The following is a 21,681-nucleotide window of genomic DNA, read 5'->3' as shown; positions in this document are numbered from 1 at the left end:
CCACACCTCCTCCGATGATCAGTCGGAAGACATGACGCCTGTTTAGGGGCGCCAGGTCCAGATACAAGGAGCGGCTTCAGCCGCGACGAGCGAAGACGCCAGATGTCCCGGGCGGCATGGCGTCGGGACTGATGTCCCTCCCACAACAGCCTCTTACCCTCACCCTGGTCGCTTGGGCAAGCGCAGTGCGATAGCTGTCCGGGTCAAACCGCAAAGCGTTACCCGGACCGCGAACGCCAGCGGCTCAGCGGCCGGTCTTGATCTCCGTCCACAGGCGGGTGTACAGCTTGTCCACCTCGGGCGGGTTGATCGAATAGGTGAACATCTTCGCGGCCACGTCCGGCGGCGGATAGATGGTGGGGTCGTTGCGGATCGCCGCGTCCACCAGCGGGGTCGCCTGCGGCACCGGGTTGGCGTAATGGATGAAGTCGGTGTTGGCCGCGGCCACCTTCGGCGTCAGCAGGTAGTTGATGAACGCGTAGGCGTTCTCCGGATGCTTGGCGTCCTTGGGGATGGCCAGCATGTCGAACCATTGCGGTGCGCCTTCCTTGGGGATCGAATAGGCCACGTGCACGCCGTTCTTGGCTTCTTCGGCGCGGTCGCGCGCCTGGATGATGTCGCCGGACCAGCCCACCGCCAGGCAGGTGCTGCCGTTGGCCAGCGAGGTCACGTACTGCGAGGAGTGGAAGTTCTGCACGTACGGGCGGATGCGCTTGATCAGCGCCGCGGCCTGCTCGATCTTGGCGGGATCGGTGCTGTGCGGATCCTCGCCCAGGTAGTGCAGCGCGATCGGGATCAGGTCCGAGGGCGTGTCCAGCAGGGTCACGCCGCAGTCCTTGAGCTTGGACAGGTTCTCGGGCTTGAACACCAGGTCCCAGCTGTTGGCGATGTCGGTGCTGCCGAACGCGGCCTTGACCTTGTCCACGTTGTAGCCGATGCCGGTGGTGCCGACCATGTACGGCACGCCGTACTTGTTGCCCGGATCCTGCTGCGCGATGCGCTGCATGATCTGCGGGTCGAGATTGCCCAGGTTGGGGATCTTACTCTTGTCCAGCGGCAGGAACACGCCGGCCTGGATCTGCCGGCCGAAGAAGTTCAGCGTCGGCACCACCACGTCGTAGCCGCTGCCGCCGGCCAGCAGCTTGGTCTCCACCATCTCGTCGCTGTCGAAGACGTCGTAGGTGACCTTGATGCCGGTCTGCTTTTCGAAGTCGGGAATCGTGTTCTCGGCGATGTAGTCCGAGTAGTTGTACACGTTGAGCACCTTCGCCTCGCCCTGCCCCGCCTTGTCCGCATCGCTGCCGGAGCCGCCGCAGCCGGCGAGCAGCGCCGTGGCCAGGGAAAGAGTGAGCAGTCGCAAGGTCATGGCAGGTCTCCGCAGGTCCATGGGCAAGAGGGGGAGGATCGGCGAGGCGAGCCGGATCCGGGGTCGACGTTCCAGACTACCCAGCGCCGGGCTATTTGCCCAGGGCCTGCGCCGTATCCTCCAGCGCAAGCCAGGCCTTGTCGAACAGTTCGTCGACCTGGGCGCGGCTGAGGATCAACGGCGGCGACAGCAGCATCGCGTCGTTGGTGGCGCGCAGGATCAGGCCGCGGCGCAGCGCTTTGTCGCGGCACAGCGCGCCGACCTTGCCGCGCTCGGGGAAGTAGTGCCGGCGTGGCTTGTCCGGCACCAGTTCCAGCGCACCGATCATGCCGACGATGCGCGCCTCGCCGACCAGCCGATGCTCGCCCAGCTCGGCCCAGCGCTGCGCCAGGTACGGCGCGATCTCGCTGCGCGCGCGTGCGACGATGCCCTCGTCCTGCAGCAGGCGCAGGTTCTCCAGCGCCACCGCCGCGCACACCGGGTGGCCGGAATAGGTGCAGCCGTGCGCCAACTCGCCGCCCTGCTCCTTCAGCACCGTGGCCACGCGCGTGCCGAACATCGCCGCGCCGAGCGGGATGTAGCCGGAGGTGATGCCCTTGGCGATGGTCATCACGTCCGGCTGGAAGCCGAAGTGCTGCGACCCGAACCATTCGCCGGTCCGGCCGAAGCCGCAGATCACCTCGTCAGCGACCAGCAGCACGTCGTAGCGGCGGCAGATGCGCTCGATCTCCGGCCAATAGCTGCGCGGCGGGATGTACACGCCGATCGCGCCCATGATCGGTTCGCCGATGAACGCGGCCACCCGCTCCGGCCCCAGTTCCAGGATCTTGTCTTCCAGCCGCCGCGCGGCCAGCAGCCCGTACTCGTCCGGATCCATGTCGCCGCCGTCGCCGAACCCGTAGGGCGGATCGATGTGGTGGATATCCGGGATCGGCAGGCCCCCCTGGCGATGCATGCCCTTCATCCCGCCGAGGCTGGCGCCGGCCATGGTGGTGCCGTGGTAGCCGTCGTGGCGGCCGATGAAGATGGTTTTCTGCGGCTGGTCCTGCACTGCCCAGAAGTGCCGCACCAGGCGCAGGATGGTGTCGTTGGCCTCGGAGCCGGAGTTGGTGAAGAAGGCATGGTCGAGGTCGCCCGGTGCCAGCTCGGCGAGCTTGGCGGCCAGGCGGATGGTGGGTTCGGTGGTGCACTGGAAGAAGCTGTTGTAGTACGCCAGCTGCTCCATCTGCCGCGCGGCGGCCTGACCGAGTTCCTTCCGCCCGTAGCCGACGTTGACGCACCACAGGCCGGCGAAGGCGTCGAGCAATTGATTGCCGTCGGCATCCCAGACGTAGGCGCCGTCGCCGCGGGTGAGGATGCGGGTGCCTTTCTGCGCCAGGGCGGCGTTGTCGTTGAACGGGTGCAGGTGGTGCGCGGCATCCAGGTCCTGCAGCGCACGCGTGTCGATCCGGTCCATGTCCACTCCAATGTCGGTGCCAAGGCCGCCGCCGCGACCAAGCTTTGCTGTTGCTGTTGCTGTTGCTGTTGTTGGTGCACTTGTTGTTGCCGTTGCTCTTGCTGTTGCTGGCGCTCTTGTTGTTGCCGTTGCTCTCGCTGTTGCCCTTGCCTTACCGGGTTCCCTTCCGAAGCGGCGGCCGGCCCGGGGAAAAACCCCGAAGGGGCGGCGCACAGGGACGTGCGCCGTTCGCGGCAGGGGCAGGATGCCCCTTCCGCGAATCCCCGGGGTGGACGCGGACCCGGAGCGCGTTAGCGCGGAGGGCGCGAGGCAGGGTGTGCTTGACCAGCCTTCGGCTGTGGTAAAGCGCTTCTTTTGGTTACTTTTCTTTGCACAAGCAAAGAAAAGTGACTCGCCGCCAGGCGAAAGCTTTGCTCTTGCTCTAGCTGATGCGGCGGCGCCGCTGGATTGTAGGAGCGGCTTCAGCCGCGACAGGTATGACCAATTACGTTGGTCGCGGCTAAAGCCGCTCCTACAGTCTTTCTCATCCGACACTCAAGCCTGAAGCAACAGCAAAGGCTTTCGCCCTTGCGGGCGAGTTACTTTTCTTTGCTCGCGCAAAGAAAAGGTAACCAAAAGAAAGCGCGCCCTGCCTACGCGCCCTCCGCGCTGCGCGCTCCGGGTCCGCGAACCAGACGGGATCCGCGGAAGGGGCATCCTGCCCCTGCCGCGGACGGCGCACGTCCCTGTGCGCCGCCCTTCGGGTTTTTCCCGTCTGGTTCGCCGCTTCGGAAGGGAACCCGGTAAATCAAAAGCCAAAGACAACAGCCGAAGCAACAGCGGAAGCGTAAGCCGAAGCCGAGCCGAAGCCGAAGCCGAAGCACCGACGATGAGTACGAACAAGCCTGAAGCAGCCCAACCAGAGCGTCCGCAAGCAGCTCACACGTTCAACAACAAAAACTCCCGCTCCCACGAACTGATCACCCGGAAGAACGTCTCGTACTCCTTGCGCTTGACCGAAATGTACGCCCGCACGAAGCGCGGCCCCAGCAACTCCTGCAACGGCGCACACCGCTCCAACTCGTCCAGCGCCTCGCCCAGCGAGCGCGGCAACTGATAGCCCAACTCCTTGCCGTTGCCGCTGATCGGCGCGGTCGGCTCCAGCTTCTCGCGGATGCCCAGCAGGCCACAGGCCAGCGTCGCCGCCATCGCCAAGTACGGGTTGGCGTCGGAACCGGCGAAGCGGCTCTCCACGCGCATGTTCTCGATCGTGTCGATCGGCACGCGCAGGCCGCAGGTGCGGTTGTCGAAGCCCCACAGCACGTTGCTCGGCGACACCTCGCCGAACATCAGCCGGCGGTAGGAATTGACGTTCGGCGCCAGCACCGCCATTGCCATCGGCACGTACTTCTGCAGGCCGGCCAAGTAATGCGCAAAGGTGCGGCTGTACTCGCCGGCGCGGCGGCCGCTGAAGACGTTCTTGCCGTGCTTGTCCACCAGGCTCTGATGGATGTGCATCGCGCTGCCCGGCTCGTTCTCCATCGGCTTGGCCAGGAAGGTCGCGTAGACGCCGTGGCGCAGCGCCGCCTCGCGCATGGTGCGCTTGAACAGGAACACCTGGTCGGCGCGCGACAACGCGTCGTCGTGGGTGAAGTTGACCTCCAGCTGCGCCGCGCCGGATTCGTGGATCAGCGTGTCCACGTCCAGTTCCATCGCGTCGCAATAGTCGTACATCAGGTCCAGGATCGGGTCGAACTCGTTGACCGCGTCGATCGAGTACGACTGCCGCGCCGTCTCCGGACGGCCCGAGCGACCGGCCGGCGGCAGCAACGGGAAGTCCGGGTCGGTGTTCTTCTGCACCAGGAAGAACTCCAGCTCCGGCGCCACCACCGGCTTGTAGCCGATCGCCGCATACGCCGCCAGCACCCCGCGCAGCACGTTGCGCGGCGCCAGTTCGTGCGGCTGGCCTTCCTTGGTGTAGCAATCGTGGATCACCTGCGCGGTGGGGTCGGCGGCCCACGGCACCATCCGCACCGTGTCCGGGTCCGGGCGCAGTTGCATGTCCGAATCCGAGGGCGAGGTCAGGTCGTAGTAGTCGTCCGGGTAGTCGCCGGTGACGGTGGTGGCGAAGATGCCCTCGGGCAGGCGCGTGCCGTAGTCGTGCGAGAACTTGGCGGCGGGAATGATCTTGCCGCGGGCGTTGCCGGTGATGTCCGGCACCAGGCACTCGACCTCGGTGATGTGGCGTTCCTTGAGCCAGCGCCGCAGCGAGCTTTCCTGCTGTTCCGGGGTGTGCTTGCGCGATCGGGGTCGACTGGCCATGGGAATCAGTGCCTGCGGGTGGCCGCATAGTGGCGACAGGCGTCGCCGAAGGATTGGAAGATGCCGAGATAGAACGCGTCGTCCAGCACCCGCCACTCCGGATGCCATTGCACGCCCAGCAGGAAGCCGGGGCCGATGCCGCGAAAGGCCTCGATCAGCCCGTCCGGCGCCAGCGCCTCGACGATCAGGTCGCCGCCGAGCCGGGCCACGCCCTGCCCGTGCAGCGAGTTGACCCGCACCCGGTCGCGGCCGGCGATCTCCTCCAGCCAGCCGCCGTGGCTCAGCGTCACCTCGTGCGCCGGCGCGTACTGGGCCTCCAGCGACGCCTGCGGATCCTCGCGGTGATCGGACAACCCCGGCTGCGCATGCACCTTCTGATGCAGCGTGCCGCCGAGGGCGACGTTGACTTCCTGGAAGCCGCGGCAGATCGCCAGGATCGGCAGGCCCAGCGAAATCGCCTGCGGAATCAGGTCCAGGGTGTTGGCGTCGCGCGCCGGGTCGTGAATGTTGCCGAGCCAGCTCGGCTCGTCGCTGTAGTGATGCGGCTCGATGTTGCTGACCGCGCCGGTCAGCAGCAGGCCGTCGAGGCGCGTCAGCCAGGCGCGGGCGTCCACCGGCGGCTGCAGCGACGGCAGCAACACCGGGGTCACCCCGGCTCCATCGACGGCGGCGCGCAGATACTTTTCGCCTGCCGCCAGGAACGGATGGTGGCCGATGAGCTTGCGGTCGGTCGGCACGCCGACCAGGGGCGATACGGCCATGCGAAGAACTCGTGCGGCGTCGCCGCAACTTACCGCGGGCGTTTTATTTTTACAACACGACGCACTGCGGAACGCAACACAGAGCGCGCGCACGCAGCGATTGCCGGACCTGTGCAATGCGTGCATTGCGCCTGCAACTCGGCAAAACCGCGCAACCGCCGCGCAACCGCTTGATCGAACGCCGGCACATCGCGCCGGGCACCTGTTGAGTATTCTTGACGCCATGGCGCTCTGCTAAGCTCGAAGCACTCCCGCAGTCCGCCGCGATGACCCGCATGCACGATGCCCCGCTGCTGCCCCCGGACGACGCCCAGACCCTGCAGCGCATCGCCGGCTGCGAGCAGATCGACCTGTTGCTGCCGGACTGCAACGGCCTGCTGCGCGGCAAGCGCATCGCCCGCGACGCGCTGGACAAGGTCTACCGCGACGGCGTGTGCCTGCCGATGTCGCTGATCGCCACCGATATCACCGGCAACACCGTCGAGGAAACCGGGCTGGGCTACGACATCGGCGACGAGGACCGGCTGTGCTTCCCGGTACCGGGCAGCCTGCGACCGGTGCCGTGGGCGCCGGTGCCCTCGGCGCAACTGCTGCTGGCGATGCAGGACGGCGCCGGCGGCGCGCTCGACTTCGCCCCGCGCCAGGTGCTGGCGCAGGTGCTGGCGCGCCTGCAGGCGCGCGGGCTGACCCCGGTGATCGCGGTGGAACTGGAGTTCTACCTGTTCGACCCGCACGCCGACGCGCACGGCCGCCCGCAGCCGCCGCTGCACGCCCACAGCGGGCTGCGCAACGACAGCACCCAGGTCTATTACATGCAGGAACTGGACGACCAGCGCGGCTTCACCGATGCGGTCGCGCAGGCCTGCCGCGCGCAGGGCATTCCGGCCGACACCGCGGTGGCCGAGTACGCGCCCGGCCAGTTCGAGATCAACCTCAAGCATCGCGCCGATGCGCTGGCCGCCTGCGACGATGCGGTGCTGCTCAAGCGCGCGATCAAGGCGATCGCGCAGCAGCAGGGGCTGCTCGCCAGCTTCATGGCCAAACCGTTCGCCGCGCAGTCCGGTAGCGGCCTGCATGTGCACGTGAGCCTGCTCGACGACGCCGGCCACAACGTGTTCGCCTGCACCCCGCAGGCGCCGGCCGCGCCGCTGCGCCATGCCATCGGCGGTTTGCAGCGCAGCGCCGAGGACTGCCTGCTGCTGTTCGCGCCGCACGCCAACAGCTACCGGCGTTTCGTCGCCAATGCCTTCGTTCCGCTCAACGACAGTTGGGGCTTCAACAACCGCACCGTGGCGATGCGGGTGCCGCACAGCGACCCGGCCAACACCCGCATCGAACACCGCATCGCCGGCGCCGACGCCAATCCCTACCTGGTCGCCGCGGCGGTGCTGGCCGGCATCGAACACGGCCTGGCGCAGGGCCTCGATCCGGGCCCGCCGACCCAGGGCAACGCCTACGCGCAACACGCCGCACGCGAACCGGACTGGCGCGGCGCAATCGCCCGCTTCCTGGGCAGCGACTTCGCCGCCACCCATTTCGGCACACGCTTCCGGCATATCTACGGCCAGCAGAAGCGCCGCGAGCTGCTGGATTTCCAGGCGCAGGTCAGCGATGTGGACTATCGCTGGTATCTGCGGACGGTGTGAGGTGCGGGGATTGGGCATTCGGGATTGGGGATTCGTAACGGCAGCACGACGGCCCTCTTCTGGTCCGATGAACCCAGTTCCCAGCAGCGCGACTCCCAATCTCTAATTCCCAATCTCTAATTCCCAATCCCGAATCCCCATTCGCATGCCCTCCCACTCCCGCAACTGGTATACCCAAAGCGCCGCGCCGTTCCCGGCGCAGGAACCGCTGCGCGGGCAGGTGCGCGCCGACGTGTGCATCCTTGGCGCGGGCTACACCGGGCTGAGTGCGGCGCTGGCCCTGGCCGAGGCCGGGTATCGGGTGGCGGTGCTGGAGGCGCAGCGGGTCGGCTGGGGCGCGTCCGGGCGCAACGGCGGGCAGGCCATCGTCGGCTACGGCTGCGAGCAGCACACCCTGGAAGCCCTGGTCGGCCAGGACGATGCGCGGCGGCTGTTCGATTTCTCCCGCGACGGCATGCAGCTGCTGCGCACCCGCATCGCCCGCCACGGCATCGCCTGCGACTGGCGGGACGGCCACGCGCACGTGGCGATCAAGCCGCGCCAGGAGCGCGCGCTGCGCGCCGGCATCATCGAGATGGCGCAGCGCTACGGCTATCCGCTGCAATGGTGGGACCGCGCGCAGTTGCAGTCGCAGCTGCGCAGCCCGCGCTACCTGGGAGCGATGTACGACGCGGCCAGCGGCCACCTGCATCCGCTGGAGTACGCGCGCGGCCTGGCGCGGGCGGCGCTGGCCGCCGGCGTACGCATCTACGAGCAGACCCCGGTCACGCAACTGGTGCGCGGGGCGCGACCGATCCTGCGCAGCGCGCACGGCGAGGTCGAAGGCGAATTCGCCATCCTCGCCGGCAACGCCTGGCTGCGCGGCATCGCCCCGGAACTGGAATCACGGATCATGCCGGTGGGCACCTACATCGGCGCCAGCGCGCCGCTGGGCGAGGCGCTGGCGCGCGAGCTGATCGGCAACGACATGGCGGTGGCCGACGTCAACTGGGCGCTGGACTACTTCCGCCTCAGCCGCGACCATCGGCTGCTGTTCGGCGGCCGTGCCAGCTATTCGTCGCTGCCGCCGCCGGGCCTGCGCGGGGTGATGACCCGGCGCATGCGGCGGGTGTTCCCGCAATTGCGCCAGGTCGAGATGGCGTCGGTCTGGGGTGGCTACGTCGACATCACCCGCAACCGCGCCCCGCACTGGGGCCGGCTGACCCCGAACGTGTACTTCGCCCAGGGATTCTCAGGCCATGGCGTGGCCGCCACCGGCCTAGCCGGCGCGGTCATCGCCGCGGCGATCGCCGGGCAGGCGCAGCGGCTGGACGTGTTCGCGCGGATCCCGCACGCCCCCTTCCCTGGCGGCCGCCTGCTGCGCACGCCGCTGCTGGTGGCGGCGATGTCCTGGTACAAGCTGCGCGACGCGCTGTGGTGACCGCCGGCGCGACTGCGCCGCCCTCAAGTTCGCGCGCGCGCGGCCGCTAACCGGGGTTCCACCCCTGGATTGCCGCCCGCGAGGCACGCATGTCGCACCCGCTGCCGATCTCCCCGATCGCCCCCGACGGCAGCCCTGCACAGCAGCGCATCCTGCTGGTGGAAAACTCGCGCACCTTCACCGACCTGCTGCGCGCGGCGATCGAGCAACGGGTCGAACTGCCGGTGGTCGTGGTCTCCACCCTGGCCGAGGCTGCCGCCGCCCTGGATGACGGCGGCCCCTGGTTCCTGGCGCTGACCGGACTGGTGCTGGCCGACGGCGACCGCGACACGGTGGTGGATTTCTTCGTCGCACGCGGACTGCCGACGGTGGTGGTCAGCGGCGTCTACGACGAAAGCCTGCGCAAGCGCATCCTGACCCAGCAGATCATCGACTTCGTGCTGAAGAACGCACCGGACAGCATCGACTACCTGGCCTGGCTGGTGCAGCGGCTGGCGCGCAACCGGTCCATCACCGCGCTGGTGGTGGACGACTCGCCGTCGGCGCGCGCCTATGCCGCCTGCTTGCTGTCGATGTACGGCTACCGCGTGGTCGAGGCCGCCGACGGCGCCGCCGGGCTGCGCGCGATCGAGGCCAACCCGTCGATCCGTCTGGCGGTGGTGGACCAGGAGATGCCGGGCATGGAAGGCGTGGAATTCACCCGCAGGCTGCGTGCGTTGCGCGCACGCGACATGCTGGCGGTGATCGGCCTGTCCGGCAACAACGACCCGTCGCTGGTGCCGCGCTTCCTCAAGAACGGCGCCAACGACTTCCTGCGCAAGCCCTTTTCGCGCGAGGAATTCTTCTGCCGGGTCTCGCAGAACGTGGACCAGCTGGAACTGATCGGGACCCTGCAGGACCTGGCGACGCGCGACTTCCTCACCAGCCTGCCCAACCGCCGGCATTTCCTCGAACAGAGCCAGCGCGTGCTGGCGAAGTGGCTGGCGCGGCAGGAGCCGGTCGCCGTGGCGATGCTCGACATCGACCACTTCAAGCACATCAACGACACGTTCGGCCACGAGGCCGGCGACGAAGCGCTACGCGGGGTCGCCGCAGCCCTGGCCGCGCACGCGCGCCCGCAGGACATGGTGGCGCGCTTCGGCGGCGAGGAATTCTGCATGCTGGTGCCGGGCCTGGACGCCACCGCGGCGGCCGACTACTTCGAAACCCTGCGCGCGCGCATCGCCGACCTCAAGATCCCGCTGGGCGCGCAGATCCTGCGCCTCACCATCAGCATCGGCGTCAGCAGCAGCGGCGCACAACGCCAGACCCTGCATCCCCTGCTGACCGAGGCCGACAAGTACCTGTACCTGGCCAAGGCCGGCGGCCGCAACCGGGTCGAACACGCGCCGCCGGCGGAGCCGGCGCTCAGCGACGCGGCCGCCTGATCGCCAGCAGTGCCAGCACGGTCAGCAGCGCCGCCGCGCTGAGGTAGTAGCCCACCCACGGCAGGCCGTAGTGCGTGGCCAGCCACACCGCGACATACGGCGCCGGCGCCGCGCCGACGATGCCGGCAAGGTTGAACGCCAGCGAGGCGCCGGTGTAGCGCACCGGCACCGGATACAGTTCGGCCAGCAGGGTGCCGCAGGGGCCATAGGTCAGGCCCATGAAGAAGAACCCGAGCGCCAGGAAGGCCAGCACCTGCCAGGGCTGCCCGGCCTGGAACAGCGGCGCGAACAGCAGCCCGAACGCGATGATGGCCACGCTGGCCACGAGCATCGCCGGACGCGTGCCGCGGCGGTCGCCGTACCACGCCGACAACGGGATGCCGGCGGCGAAGAACAGGATGCCGACCATCTGCAGCAGCAGGAACTGCTCGCGGCTGTAGTGCAGCGTGGTGGTGCCGTAGCCCAGCGCGAACACCGTCATCAGGTAGAACAGCACGAAGGTCGCCAGCACCGCGAACGTGCCCAGCACCGTCGCGCCCGCGTGCTGCGACAGCACCGTCTGCATCGGCAGGCGCACGCGCTCGTTGCGGTCCAGCGCGCGCTGGAAGTCCGGGGTCTCGTGGATGCGCAGGCGCACCCACAGCCCGGTGATCACCAACAGGGCGCTGGCGACGAACGGGATGCGCCAGCCCCAGCGCAGGAACTGCGCATCATCCAGCACCGCGCCCAGCAGCAGGAAGATGCCCGAACACAGCAGGAAGCCCAGCGGCGCGCCCAGCTGCGGGAACATCCCGTACCAGGCGCGCTTGCCCGGCGGCGCGTTCTCGGTGGCCAGCAGCACCGCCCCGCCCCACTCCCCGCCCAGGCCCAGACCCTGGCCGAAGCGACACAGCACCAGCAAGGCCGGCGCCCACAGGCCGATCCGGTCGTAGCCGGGCAACAGGCCGATCAGCACGGTGGACAGGCCCATGGTCAGCAGCGCCGCCACCAGGGTGGCCTTGCGGCCGATGCGGTCGCCGAAATGACCGAACAGCGCCGATCCCAACGGCCGCGCGATGAAGGCCACCGCAAAGGTCGCCAGCGACTGCAGCTGCGCCGCATCGGCGTCGCCCTTGGGGAAGAACAGCTTGGGGAACACCAACACCGCAGCGGTGGCGTAGATGTAGAAGTCGAAGAACTCGATGGTGGTGCCGACCAGGCTGGCCAGCAGCACGCGACGCGGCGAGTTTACGGGCGGAACGGCGGACGCGGCAGCGGTCATGGAGGCGGTATCGACGGGCAACCGGCCGATTCTGGCAGATCGCCCTCCCTTTCGCAGCGTGGCGCAGCCGTTCCGTGCCGCGCTGCCGCCGCCTGGAATCCCTCGTGCACCATGCCGCAAGTGACATCAGCTGTCCGGAAGCGGACGACGGCCGCAACGGTTGCAACCGGCGAAGGGCACAACGCAAAAGCGTGTCGCACGACACCCACCACACCGCGACGATCGACCACGGATGTGCCCGTGCGCGCCTCGCACGAGCACATCCGGGAGCGGCCGGAAAACTAGGCAATCGAACTACGCACGCAACCGGGCGGCTTCGAACGCATCCAGAGTCCCGTTGCGACCACGACCTGCGCCGTCACCTCGCACCTCAGGCGTCGCGCGCGTCCTTTAAGGCATCTGGATCACGGTCCGAGGGCACGCACGGCACCAGCTCCAGCACCTCGGCGGCATCGGCCCTTCCGACGAGGTTGCCTTGCTCGTCGACCTGATACGGCATATCGGCTTCCACGCCTTGCTCGCCGGTCGTGACCACGAGGTTGGTGTAGCGCTCGCCGTCCCAGCAGCGGAAAATGAGCGTCGAATTCTCCCCGCCGGTCAGCGTCGAACCCAGACTGCCGATGAGCCTGCTGCGAGCGCCGGCGGTCAAGACGCTGTTCTTGCCAGCAGTCAGCTTGCTGCGGTCGCCGGCCATCAGCGTGCTGTCGTCCCCGGCGGTGAGCTTGCTCCTGTCGCCGGCGGTGAGATGGCTGTTGCGTCCGGCCAACAATTTGCTGCGATCGCCGGCGGTTTGGGTACTGTCGGCACCGGCGATCAGCTTGCTGCGGTCGCCAGCGGTCTGCACGCTTTCGGCACCGGCAATCAGGGTGCTGCGAGACCCCGCCGTCTGAGAGCTGCCTTTGCCTGCGATCAGCATGCTCTTGTGGCCGGCGATCTGGATACAGTCATGGCCGGCGATCAGCGAGCTACCGTAGCTGGCGATCAAGTTGCTGCCGTAGCCCGCCGTCAGGAAGCTGCGCACGCCACTGGTCAGGCTGCTGCCGTAGCCGGCGATCAGCGAGCTGTCCTGCCCGGCGATGCCGGTGCTGCCGTAGCCCGCCGTCAGCGAACTGCTGTGTTCGGCCATCTGGGTACTGCCGTAGCCGGCGGTCAGGGTGCTCTCGTACCCGGCGGTCTGGGAACTGCCGTAGCCGGCGATCAGCGTGCTAGCGTAGCCGGCGATCTCGGTACTCCCGTAGCCGGCGGTCAGCGAACTATTCTGCTGCGCGGTCAGCGAACTGCCGTATCCCGCGGTCAACGTGCTCTCATAGCCGGCAGTTTGGGTACTGCCATAACCGGCAATCAACGAACTGTCGTGGCCGGCGGTCGAGTTGCTGCCATAGCCCGCGGTCAGCGTACTGTTGTAGCCGGCGGTTTGCGTGCTGCCATAGCCCGCGGTCAACGTGCTGTCGTAGCCCGCCGTCGAGGTGCTGCCGTAGCCGGCGGTGAGGGAACTGCTCTCCCGAGCGGTCTGGGTGCTGCCGTAGCCCGTGGTCAGGCTACTGTTGTAGCCCGCGGTCTGGGTGCTGCCGTAGCCGGCGATCAGCGAACTGTCGGCGCCGGCAGTGCCGGTACTTCCATAGCCGGCAGTGATATCGCTGCCATGCCGCGCCGTTTGCGTGCTGCCGTAACCGGCCGTCAACGAGCTGTCGCTGCCGGCGGTCTGCGTGCTGCCATAGCCGGCGATCAGCGTGCTGTCCGCACCTGCAGTGCCGGTACTGCCGTAGCCGGCGGTGACGTCGCTGCCCTGCCGCGCTGTCTGCGTGCTGCCATAACCGGCCGTCAGCGAGCTGTCGCTGCCTGCGGTCTGCGTGCTGCCATAGCCGGCAATGAGCGTGCTATCCGCACCCGCGGTGCCAGTACTGCCATAGCCGGCGGTCACGTCGCTGCCCTGCCGAGCGGTCTGGGTGCTGCCGTAACCCGCCGTCAGCGAACTGTCGCTGCCGGCGGTCTGCGTGCTGCCATAGCCGGCGATCAGCGTGCTGTCCGCGCCAGCGGTGCCAGTACTTCCATAGCCGGCGGTCACGTCGCTGCCATGCCGCGCCGTTTGCGTGCTGCCGTAACCCGCCGTCAGCGAACTGTCGCTGCCGGCGGTCTGCGTGCTGCCATAGCCGGCGATCAGCGCGCTGTCCGCGCCCGCGGTGCCGGTGCTGCCGTAGCCGGCGGTCACGTCGCTGCCCTGCCGCGCCGTTTGCGTGCTGCCGTAACCGGCCGTCAGCGAACTGTCGCTGCCTGCGGTCTGCGTGCTGCCATAGCCGGCAATCAACGAACTGTCGGCGCCCGCGGTGCCGGTGCTGCCGTAGCCGGCGGTCACGTCGCTACCCTGCCGAGCGGTCTGGGTGCTGCCGTAACCGGCCGTCAACGAGCTGTCGCTGCCGGCGGTCTGCGTGCTGCCATAGCCCGCGATCAGCGAACTGTCGGCACCTGCGGTGCCGGTACTTCCATAGCCCGCGGTCACGTCGCTACCCTGCCGCGCGGTCTGGGTGCTGCCATAACCGGCCGTCAGCGAGCTGTCGCTGCCTGCGGTCTGCGTGCTGCCATAGCCGGCAATCAACGAACTGTCGGCGCCTGCGGTGCCGGTACTGCCGTAGCCAGCGGTGACGTCACTGCCCTGGCGCGCGGTCTGGGTGCTGCCGTAACCGGCCGTCAGCGAACTGTCGCCGCCTGCGGTCTGCGTGCTGCCGTAGCCCGCGATCAGCGTGCTGTCGTGACCCGCCGTGGAGGTGCTGCCGTAGCCGGTGGTGAGCGAACTGTCTTGCTGCGCCGTCTGCGTGCTGCCGTAACCGGCCGTCAGCGAGCTGTCGCTGCCAGCAGTTTGGGTGCTGCCGTAGCCGGCGATCAACGTGCTGTCCGCGCCAGCGGTGCCCGTGCTGCCATAGCCGGCAGTGACGTCGCTGCCCTGCCGCGCGGTCTGCGTGCTGCCGTAACCGGCCGTCAGCGAGCTGTCGCTACCGGCGGTCTGAGTGCTGCCGTAGCCGGCGATCAACGTGCTGTCCGCGCCAGCAGTGCCGGTGCTGCCATAGCCGGCGGTAATGTCGCTGCCTTGCTGTGCAGTCTGCGTGCTGCCGTAACCGGCCGTCAGCGAACTGTCGCTACCCGAGGTCTGCGTACTGCCGTAGCCGGAGATCACGGCGCTGTCGGCACCCGTGGTCGCGGTACTGCCATAACCGGACGTCAGGCGGCTGCCTTCCTGCGCCGTCTGGGTACTGCCATAGCCCGCAATGAGCGTGCTCCTGACGGCGGCGGTCTGGGTGCTGCCGTATCCGGCAAGGATGGAACTGTCGGATCCCGCGGTTCCGGTGCTGCCATAGCCGGCGATCAGATCGCTGTGGTCGCCGGCGGTTTCGGTACTGCCGTAGCCAGCGATCAGCCGGCTTTGGTCGGAGCCGGTGAGCGTACTGCCATAGACACCTGTTTCGGTCTTCCTTGCGACGGCGTCGTGGCGCGATGCACCAGGATTCGCCGCGATGACCGCCGCAACCGGGGCGACCGGTGTTGCAAAGGGCGGCGGGGTGGGCCAGTTGGGCTGGGTTCCCTGGGTTGCCTGGGTCGCCCGTGCAGACAGCGCCACCCCTGGGCTCGGCACGTCCGGCGATTCGGCGGACACCGCTGCCTGACTTGCCATCTCATAGAACTGGATGTTGTGCGCAATATAGTCCAGCGCCTCGTTCCGATTCCCGACAAGCAGCACGGCCGCACGCGGGAACTTGATCATCCCCTCCTCTGGCAACTGCAGCGCGTCGCCGGCGTCGACTTCACAGACGACCCAGTGGGCATCGGCATGCGCACTCAGATGTGCCCAGTCCCCTCTTCCCCACAACAGGCCCGTCAGGCCGTTCTCGTGCAATCTGGACGGTTTCCAGTATTTGCATTCCACATAACCCGATATCGGCCAGATCAAGCCACAGTGATCGGCCATATTATTGGCACATGTGCGCAACGCCAAAATCTTTCCAGTGATCATCGCATCATCCTCTTATGGGCATGAAAAACAGGATGTTTTCCCAGGACGAATCCGCGACCTGCAACGGAAAACGCTGCTGCATCGCATCCACTCCGGCTGCGACGGTCAATGGGCATGGCCACCGCCAGAGACGCCTGGCGAGGTACCTGCCGCATTTCCACGAAATGGGCGTGCGTCGTAACCGCAAAGCCACGCCGCCGCCTGGCAGAATCCGGATCTTGGCCTGGCCGCATGTTCGATCGGCTGCGCCGGCCCACTTCGTGGAAACAACCTGCAGCGTCGGATCCGGAATTCTCACGGATTGAGACAGGGAAAGACTTCCGCGCGCCAAACGCACTAAATCGCGACTGGATCACTTACCACGGGAAAGTATTAAAATTATATTTCCACGCGACGAGAATTGATTATCAATTTCCGCGTGCTTCCGTTAACACAAAAAGGGCGACCTACTCGTTGCCGGAGCGACGGAGCTGGAGGCGCGCAAGCGCAACGCGCTTTTCCAGATGGTGCGATGACCGCCCGCTGCAGATATGCCGGCAGTGCACACGTACCAATGTCGATATCCAAAGCCGGCCACCCGGTCGGGAGCGGACTGCAGCACGCCCGCGGCGAAGCCGACGTCGCAGCGTGCAGGTATTGGGAGGTATCTGAAGTAGCTGCCGCTTCGTGCTCAATGCGGCAGTTGTGCGCGACCTGCGGCAGTCAGCACCGCTAGCTCGCGCTCGCCCGCCCGTTCCACCCGCACCCAGCCCGGCCCCGCCTGCCCGGCGAGTTCGGCATCGCCCAGCCAGGCCAGGGTGCGCAACAACACGCTCATGCGCACGTCCAGCCGCTTGCACACCCGGGCCAGGGCCATGCCCTCCGGCGCCTCGGCCAGCAAGGGCAGCAGGCGCGCGGTCAGCAGCGGATCAGCGGACAAGCGCCACACCGATGTCGCGTGGGGCGGCCGCGGCGGCGTCGGCCAGATGTGCGGTGACCACCACCGGAATCGACTTGGAGGTGGGCGTGCGCGCCTCGTCGGCGAAGCTGGACAAGGGCACCAGCGCATTGGTCTCCGGGTAGTAGGCGGCCAGGCAGCCGCGCGGGATGTTGTACTCGACCAGCATGAAGCGCTTGGCCTGGCGCGGCACGCCGTCCTCGCACAGGCTGTGCAGGTCCACCCAGTCGCCCGCCTGCATGCCCAGGTCGGCGATGTCGGCGGCGTTGATGAACAGCACCCGGCGCTCGCCGAACACGCCGCGGTAGCGGTCGTCCAGGCCGTAGATGGTGGTGTTGTACTGGTCGTGCGAGCGCGTGGTGGCCAGGGTGAACACCAACTCGCCCGGATGCTCCCGGCGTGCGCGGTGGATCGGGTTGTCGGTGGGCACCGCATGCGGCTTGAACACCGCGCGGCCCTCGGGCGTGTCCCACACGCGATCGCGCGCGCCATTGGACAGGCGAAAGCCGCCCGGCACCCGCACCCGCGCGTTGAAGTCGGCGAAGTCGTCGAACATCTGCGCGATCAGGTCGCGGATGCGATCGTAGTCGGCCACCAGCCAGCGCCAGCGTATCGTGCTGCGCGCACCGAGCGTGGCCTCGGCGAGGCCCGCCACGATCGCCGGCTCGGACAGCAACTGCGGCGAGGCCGGCGGATTGATGCCGCCGGACAGGTGCACCATGCTCATCGAATCCTCGACGCTGACGTGCTGCGGTCCGCCCTCCTGGATGTCGATCTCGGTGCGGCCCAGGCACGGCAGGATCAGCGCGTCGCGCCCGTGCACCAGGTGGCTGCGGTTGAGCTTGGTGGTGACGTGAACGGTCAATTGGCAACGGCGCAGCGCGCGATGGGTGGCATCGGTATCGGGCGTGGCGGTGGCGAAATTGCCGCCCATGGCGAAGAACACCTTGGCGCGGCCGTCGGCCATCGCCTCGATCGCACCGACCGTGTCGTAGCCGGGCGCGCGCGGCGGGGCGAAGCCGAACACCTTCTGCAGCCGGTCCAGGAACGCCTGTGGCGGCTGCTCGTAGATCATCATGGTGCGGTCGCCCTGCACATTGCTGTGGCCACGTACCGGGCACAGGCCGGCGCCGGGGCGGCCGAGGTGGCCGCGCAGCAGCAGCAGGTTGGCGATCATCTGGATGGTCGCCACCGAATGCTTGTGCTGGGTGATGCCCATGCCCCAGCAGGCGATCAGCCGCTCGGCCTTGAGGTAGATCTCGCCGGCCTTGCGCAGTGCGGGCTCGCTCAGCCCGGATTCCTCGACGATGGTGTCCCACGGCTCGGCCGCGACCTCGGCGGCGAAGGCCTCGAAGCCGGCGGTGTGGCGGTCGATGAACTCCATGTCCAGCAGCCGCGGCTGGCCGCCACTGGCCGCCTCGGCATCGCGCTCCAGCACATGCTTGATGATGCCCTTGACCGCGGCCAGGTCGCCGCCGATCTTCAGCTGGAAATAGTCCGAGGAGATGCGCGTGGAGCCGTTGTGCAGCATCTCCAGCTTGTCCTGCGGATCGGCGAATTTCTCCAGGCCGCGTTCGCGCAACGGGTTGAACGAGACGATCGCCGCGCCACGCTTGGCCGCCTGGCGCAGTTCGCCGAGCATGCGCGGATGGTTGGTGCCCGGGTTCTGGCCGAAGATGAAGATCGCATCGGCCAGTTCGAAATCCTGCAGCGAGACGGTGCCCTTGCCGACCCCGATCTGCGCCTTGAGCGCAGTGCCGGACGGCTCGTGGCACATGTTGGAGCAGTCCGGGAAGTTGTTGGTGCCGAACTCGCGCACGAACAGCTGGTACAGGAACGCGGCTTCGTTGCTGGTGCGGCCGGAGGTGTAGAAGATCGCCTCGTCCGGCGAGGCCAAGCCATTGAGGTGCTGGGCGATCAGCGCGAACGCCGCATCCCAGTCGATCGGCACGTAGTGATCGGTGTCGGCGTCGTAGCGCAGCGGCTGGGTCAGCCGGCCCTGCCCTTCCAGCCAGTAGTCGCTGTAGCGCGCCAGTTGCGCGACGCTGTGCTGGGCGAACAGCTCCGGCGTGGCGCGGCGTGCGGTGGATTCGGCGGCCACCGCCTTGGCGCCGTTCTCGCAGAACTCGAACGTGGAGGTGTGGTCGCGGTCGGGCCAGGCGCAGCCGGGACAGTCGAAGCCGTCGGGCTGGTTGGCGTGCAGCAGGGTCTTGGCCCCCTGCACCGCCACGTCCTGCTCCATCAGGTGCTTGGCCACGGCGCGCAGCGCGCCCCAACCGCCGGCCGGTTGCGTGTACGGCTGGATGGTCTTCTTGCTCATGCGGGCTCTCCGGCGGGTTCGGTCTGCGCTAGGCGCTGCGGATGGCTGTAGACGACGTAATCGTGATCGCGGGCGAAGCCGATCAGGGTCAGGCCGGCGCTGTCGGCGAGCGCGACGGCCAGCGCGGTGGGTGCGGAAATGGCGGCCAGCAGCGGGATGCCGGCCTGGGTGGCCTTCAGCGCCATCTCGTAGCTGGCGCGGCTGGTCACCACGGCAAAGCCGGCGCCGGGATCGAGACCGGCGCCGACCAAGGCGCCGATCAGCTTGTCCAGCGCGTTATGGCGGCCGACGTCTTCGCGGATCAGTTGCAGGTCGCCCTGCGCATCGGCCCAGGCGGCGGCATGGGTGGCGCCGGTCAGCGCGTTGAGGGTCTGCCGCGCACGCAAGGCACGCAAGGCGCGGGCCAGCGCCGCGGCCACGATGGGCGCGCCGGCCGGCACCGGCCGCGGCGTGCGCAGCACCGCCTCCAGCGACTCGCTGCCGCACACCCCGCAGCCGCTGCGCCCATCAAGGTTGCGGCGCCGCGCCTGCAACGCCGCGGCCTGCGCCGGCGGGATCCGCAGGCGCAGCGACACGCCCTCCAGATAGGTCTCCACCGCCTCGATGCGCAACTGCGCCGGCGTCTCGACGATGCCCTCGCTGAGCGAGAAGCCCAGCGCGAAATCCTCCAGGTCTTCCGGCGTGGCCATCATCACCACGAACGGCGTGTCGTTGTAGGCGAACGCCACCGGCACCTCGGCCGCCACCAGGTCCTGGGCGATGGTCGTGCGCCCGTCGCGATGGCGGTGCACGCCGCGCGCGACCGCACCTGGCCTGGATGACGCACCCGAATACATCGCGATTCTCCGGATTCAGTGGAACAGCACGAACGCTTTCTGCAGGGTGACCCAGATGCCCCACAGCATCGGCAGCCCGACCGCCAGCCAGGCCAGCGCCAGCAGCAGCGGATTGCCGCCGCGGCCGACCACCGCCAGCTGCGCCGCATCCGGCGACGCCTGCCCGCTGCGGCCGACCCGCTCGTGGGCCAGCAGCTTCTCCGCGGCCAGCTCCTCCGGGGTCATGAAGTGCCTGGCCGCCACCGGCCGTACCAGCAGGTTGCAGATCAGGCCCAGCACCAGCATCCCCGCCAGGATGTACATGGTGGTGTTGTACACCTGTGAGGGCGGCACGCCCATGCCCAACTGGTACTCACGCATGTAGCCGACCACCACCGGGCCGAGGATGCCGGCGGTGGCCCAGGCGGTCAGCAGGCGGCCGTGGATGGCGCCGACCATCTGCGTGCCGAACAGGTCGGCCAGGTACGCGGGGATGGTGGCGAAGCCGCCGCCGTACATCGACACGATCACGCAGAAGATGCCCACGAACAGCGCAGTGCCGCCGAGCTTGCCGGCCCACGGCGCCGCCGCGTACAGGGCGATGCCGAGCACGAAGAACAGCGAGTAGGTGTGCTTGCGGCCGAGCTTGTCGGACATGCTGGCCCAGAAGAAGCGCCCGCCGATGTTGAACAGGCTGAGCAGGCCGGTGAAGCCGGCGGCGATGGCGGCAATGGCCGCCAGTTGCGTGGGATCGAGGCTGGCGAAGCCGGCGTTCACGCCGATCAGGCGGCCGCCGAACACCTCCTGCAGCATCGGCGAGGCCATGCCGATCACGCCGATGCCGGCCGACACGTTCAGGCACAGCACGCCCCACAGCAGCCAGAACTGCGGGATGCCCCAGACCTTGCGCACGTGCACGTGGTTCGCGGTGATCATGGCGTTGGCGCTGGCGGTCGGCGCGCTCCAGCCGGCCGGGGTCCAGCCGCTGGGGGGCACCCGGTAACCGAACGCGCCGGCCATCATGAACACGAAGTACAGGCCAGCCATGACCAGGAAGGTTTCCTTCACCCCCACCGAGCCGGGGCCGGCGAAATGCCGCATCAGCGCGTCGGCCAGCGGGCTGCCGATCATCGCGCCGCCGCCGAAGCCCATGATCGCCATGCCGGTGGCCATGCCGCGACGGTCCGGGAACCATTTGATCAGCGTGGACACCGGCGAGATGTAGCCCAGCCCCAGGCCGATGCCGCCGATCACGCCCGAGCCCAGCCACAGCAGCCAGATCTGGTGCAGGTGGATGCCCAGCGCCGAGATCACCAGCCCGCCACACCAGCACAGCGCCGCGACCACGCCGGCCTTGCGCGGGCCGGCGCGTTCCAGCCAGCCGCCCCACAGCGCCGCCGAGCAACCCAGCAACACGAAGAACAGCGTGTACATCCACTGCAGTTCGCTGATCTTCCAGTCGCAGCTGGCCGAGACGATGCGCGCCAGGAAGCCCATGTCGGCCGGGCAGGCCACCGCCTCAGTGATGCCCAGCGCCTTGGACAGCGGCAGCCAGAACACGCTGAAGCCATAGGCCATGCCGATGCACAGGTGGATCGCCAATGCCGCAGGCGGCACCAGCCAGCGGTTGAAGCCCGGCCCGGCAACGATGCGTTCCTTCGAGAGCAGGCCGGCACGATCGGTCGGCGCGGAACCGGCAACGCGGTGCAAGTCGTTCATCTGGTGTCCCCTCGGATGCGTCGGCGCCCTGGGTGCGGATGACGTGCCGGCGGCCTCTGCACGATGCCGCCTGCGAACGGCCCGCCGACGCGCGACCGCACGCGCCGAGCGTAGTACAAAACGCGCAGTGGTGCCGCGCCATCGGCCGGAAGTGTGCGGCTCGCCAATCCTTGTGCGGCGCACGACCGCCGGGCGCGGCCCCCGCCGATCCGCCAGCGCACGCGACGCCGGCCAATGCGCGATTCCGCC

Annotated in this window: 13 protein-coding genes; 3 read left to right on the top strand and 10 right to left on the bottom strand. The window is 68.3% G+C overall.

Features of this window, described 5'->3' with window-relative positions; translation table 11 throughout:
* Positions 1–244: 244 nt before the first annotated feature.
* The 4 genes from QN245_RS07730 to QN245_RS07715 form a co-directional block, all read right to left on the bottom strand.
* Positions 245–1,366: a polyamine ABC transporter substrate-binding protein gene (locus QN245_RS07730; protein WP_184447530.1), complete on the bottom strand. Its 1,122-nt coding sequence runs from the start codon at positions 1,364–1,366 to the stop codon at positions 245–247.
* A gap of 91 nt (positions 1,367–1,457) precedes the next feature.
* Positions 1,458–2,822, bottom strand: coding sequence for an aspartate aminotransferase family protein (locus QN245_RS07725; protein WP_160965831.1), 1,365 nt, complete (start codon positions 2,820–2,822; stop codon positions 1,458–1,460).
* A gap of 918 nt (positions 2,823–3,740) precedes the next feature.
* Positions 3,741–5,123, bottom strand: a complete 1,383-nt coding sequence (locus tag QN245_RS07720) for a glutamine synthetase family protein (RefSeq protein ID WP_160965829.1) — start codon at positions 5,121–5,123, stop codon at positions 3,741–3,743.
* Positions 5,124–5,128: 5 nt separating this feature from the next.
* Positions 5,129–5,884, bottom strand: a complete 756-nt coding sequence (locus QN245_RS07715; RefSeq protein WP_160965827.1) for a gamma-glutamyl-gamma-aminobutyrate hydrolase family protein — start codon at positions 5,882–5,884, stop codon at positions 5,129–5,131.
* Between the two features lie 266 nt (positions 5,885–6,150).
* Here QN245_RS07715 and QN245_RS07710 point away from each other — a divergent pair, with 266 nt between their 5' ends.
* The 3 genes from QN245_RS07710 (at position 6,151) to QN245_RS07700 (ending at position 10,377) form a co-directional block, all read left to right on the top strand.
* Entirely contained in the window at positions 6,151–7,530 is a 1,380-nt protein-coding gene (locus QN245_RS07710; protein ID WP_317844987.1) for a glutamine synthetase family protein, read from the top strand.
* A 145-nt stretch (positions 7,531–7,675) separates the two neighbouring features.
* On the top strand, positions 7,676–8,950 hold the full coding sequence (locus tag QN245_RS07705) for an NAD(P)/FAD-dependent oxidoreductase (protein ID WP_317844986.1): 1,275 nt from the start codon (positions 7,676–7,678) through the stop codon (positions 8,948–8,950).
* A gap of 89 nt (positions 8,951–9,039) precedes the next feature.
* Positions 9,040–10,377: a diguanylate cyclase gene (locus QN245_RS07700; RefSeq protein WP_317844985.1), complete on the top strand. Its 1,338-nt coding sequence runs from the start codon at positions 9,040–9,042 to the stop codon at positions 10,375–10,377.
* Here the strand turns inward: QN245_RS07700 and QN245_RS07695 are convergent.
* From QN245_RS07695 to QN245_RS07670, 6 genes are all read right to left on the bottom strand, one after another.
* Complete coding sequence (locus QN245_RS07695) at positions 10,358–11,638, bottom strand: MFS transporter (RefSeq protein WP_317844984.1); 1,281 nt, start codon at positions 11,636–11,638, stop codon at positions 10,358–10,360. The genes QN245_RS07700 and QN245_RS07695 overlap by 20 nt on opposite strands.
* Positions 11,639–12,008: 370 nt before the next feature.
* Entirely contained in the window at positions 12,009–15,641 is a 3,633-nt protein-coding gene (locus QN245_RS07690; RefSeq protein WP_317844983.1) for a beta strand repeat-containing protein, read from the bottom strand.
* Positions 15,642–16,311: 670 nt separating this feature from the next.
* The gene (locus tag QN245_RS07685; protein WP_184447524.1) at positions 16,312–16,560 is read right to left on the bottom strand and encodes a hypothetical protein; all 249 of its coding nucleotides are present in this window, start codon (positions 16,558–16,560) and stop codon (positions 16,312–16,314) included.
* Positions 16,550–18,898 (bottom strand): FdhF/YdeP family oxidoreductase, encoded by a 2,349-nt coding sequence (locus QN245_RS07680; RefSeq protein ID WP_317844982.1) that lies wholly within the window; start codon positions 18,896–18,898, stop codon positions 16,550–16,552. Before QN245_RS07680 ends, QN245_RS07685 begins: the two co-directional genes overlap by 11 nt.
* A complete protein-coding gene (fdhD, locus tag QN245_RS07675) occupies positions 18,895–19,740 on the bottom strand; it encodes a formate dehydrogenase accessory sulfurtransferase FdhD (RefSeq protein ID WP_425612949.1) in 846 nt (281 codons plus the stop codon). Before fdhD ends, QN245_RS07680 begins: the two co-directional genes overlap by 4 nt.
* A 9-nt stretch (positions 19,741–19,749) precedes the next feature.
* Positions 19,750–21,432 (bottom strand): OFA family MFS transporter, encoded by a 1,683-nt coding sequence (locus QN245_RS07670; protein WP_317844980.1) that lies wholly within the window; start codon positions 21,430–21,432, stop codon positions 19,750–19,752.
* Between the last annotated feature and the right edge of the window lie 249 nt (positions 21,433–21,681).

Origin of the sequence: Xanthomonas rydalmerensis (genome assembly GCF_033170385.1) — a bacterium.
GTDB lineage: Bacteria > Pseudomonadota > Gammaproteobacteria > Xanthomonadales > Xanthomonadaceae > Xanthomonas_A > Xanthomonas_A rydalmerensis.
Note: the sequence above shows the minus strand (reverse complement) of the source record. Positions and strands in the feature narration are given on the sequence as shown.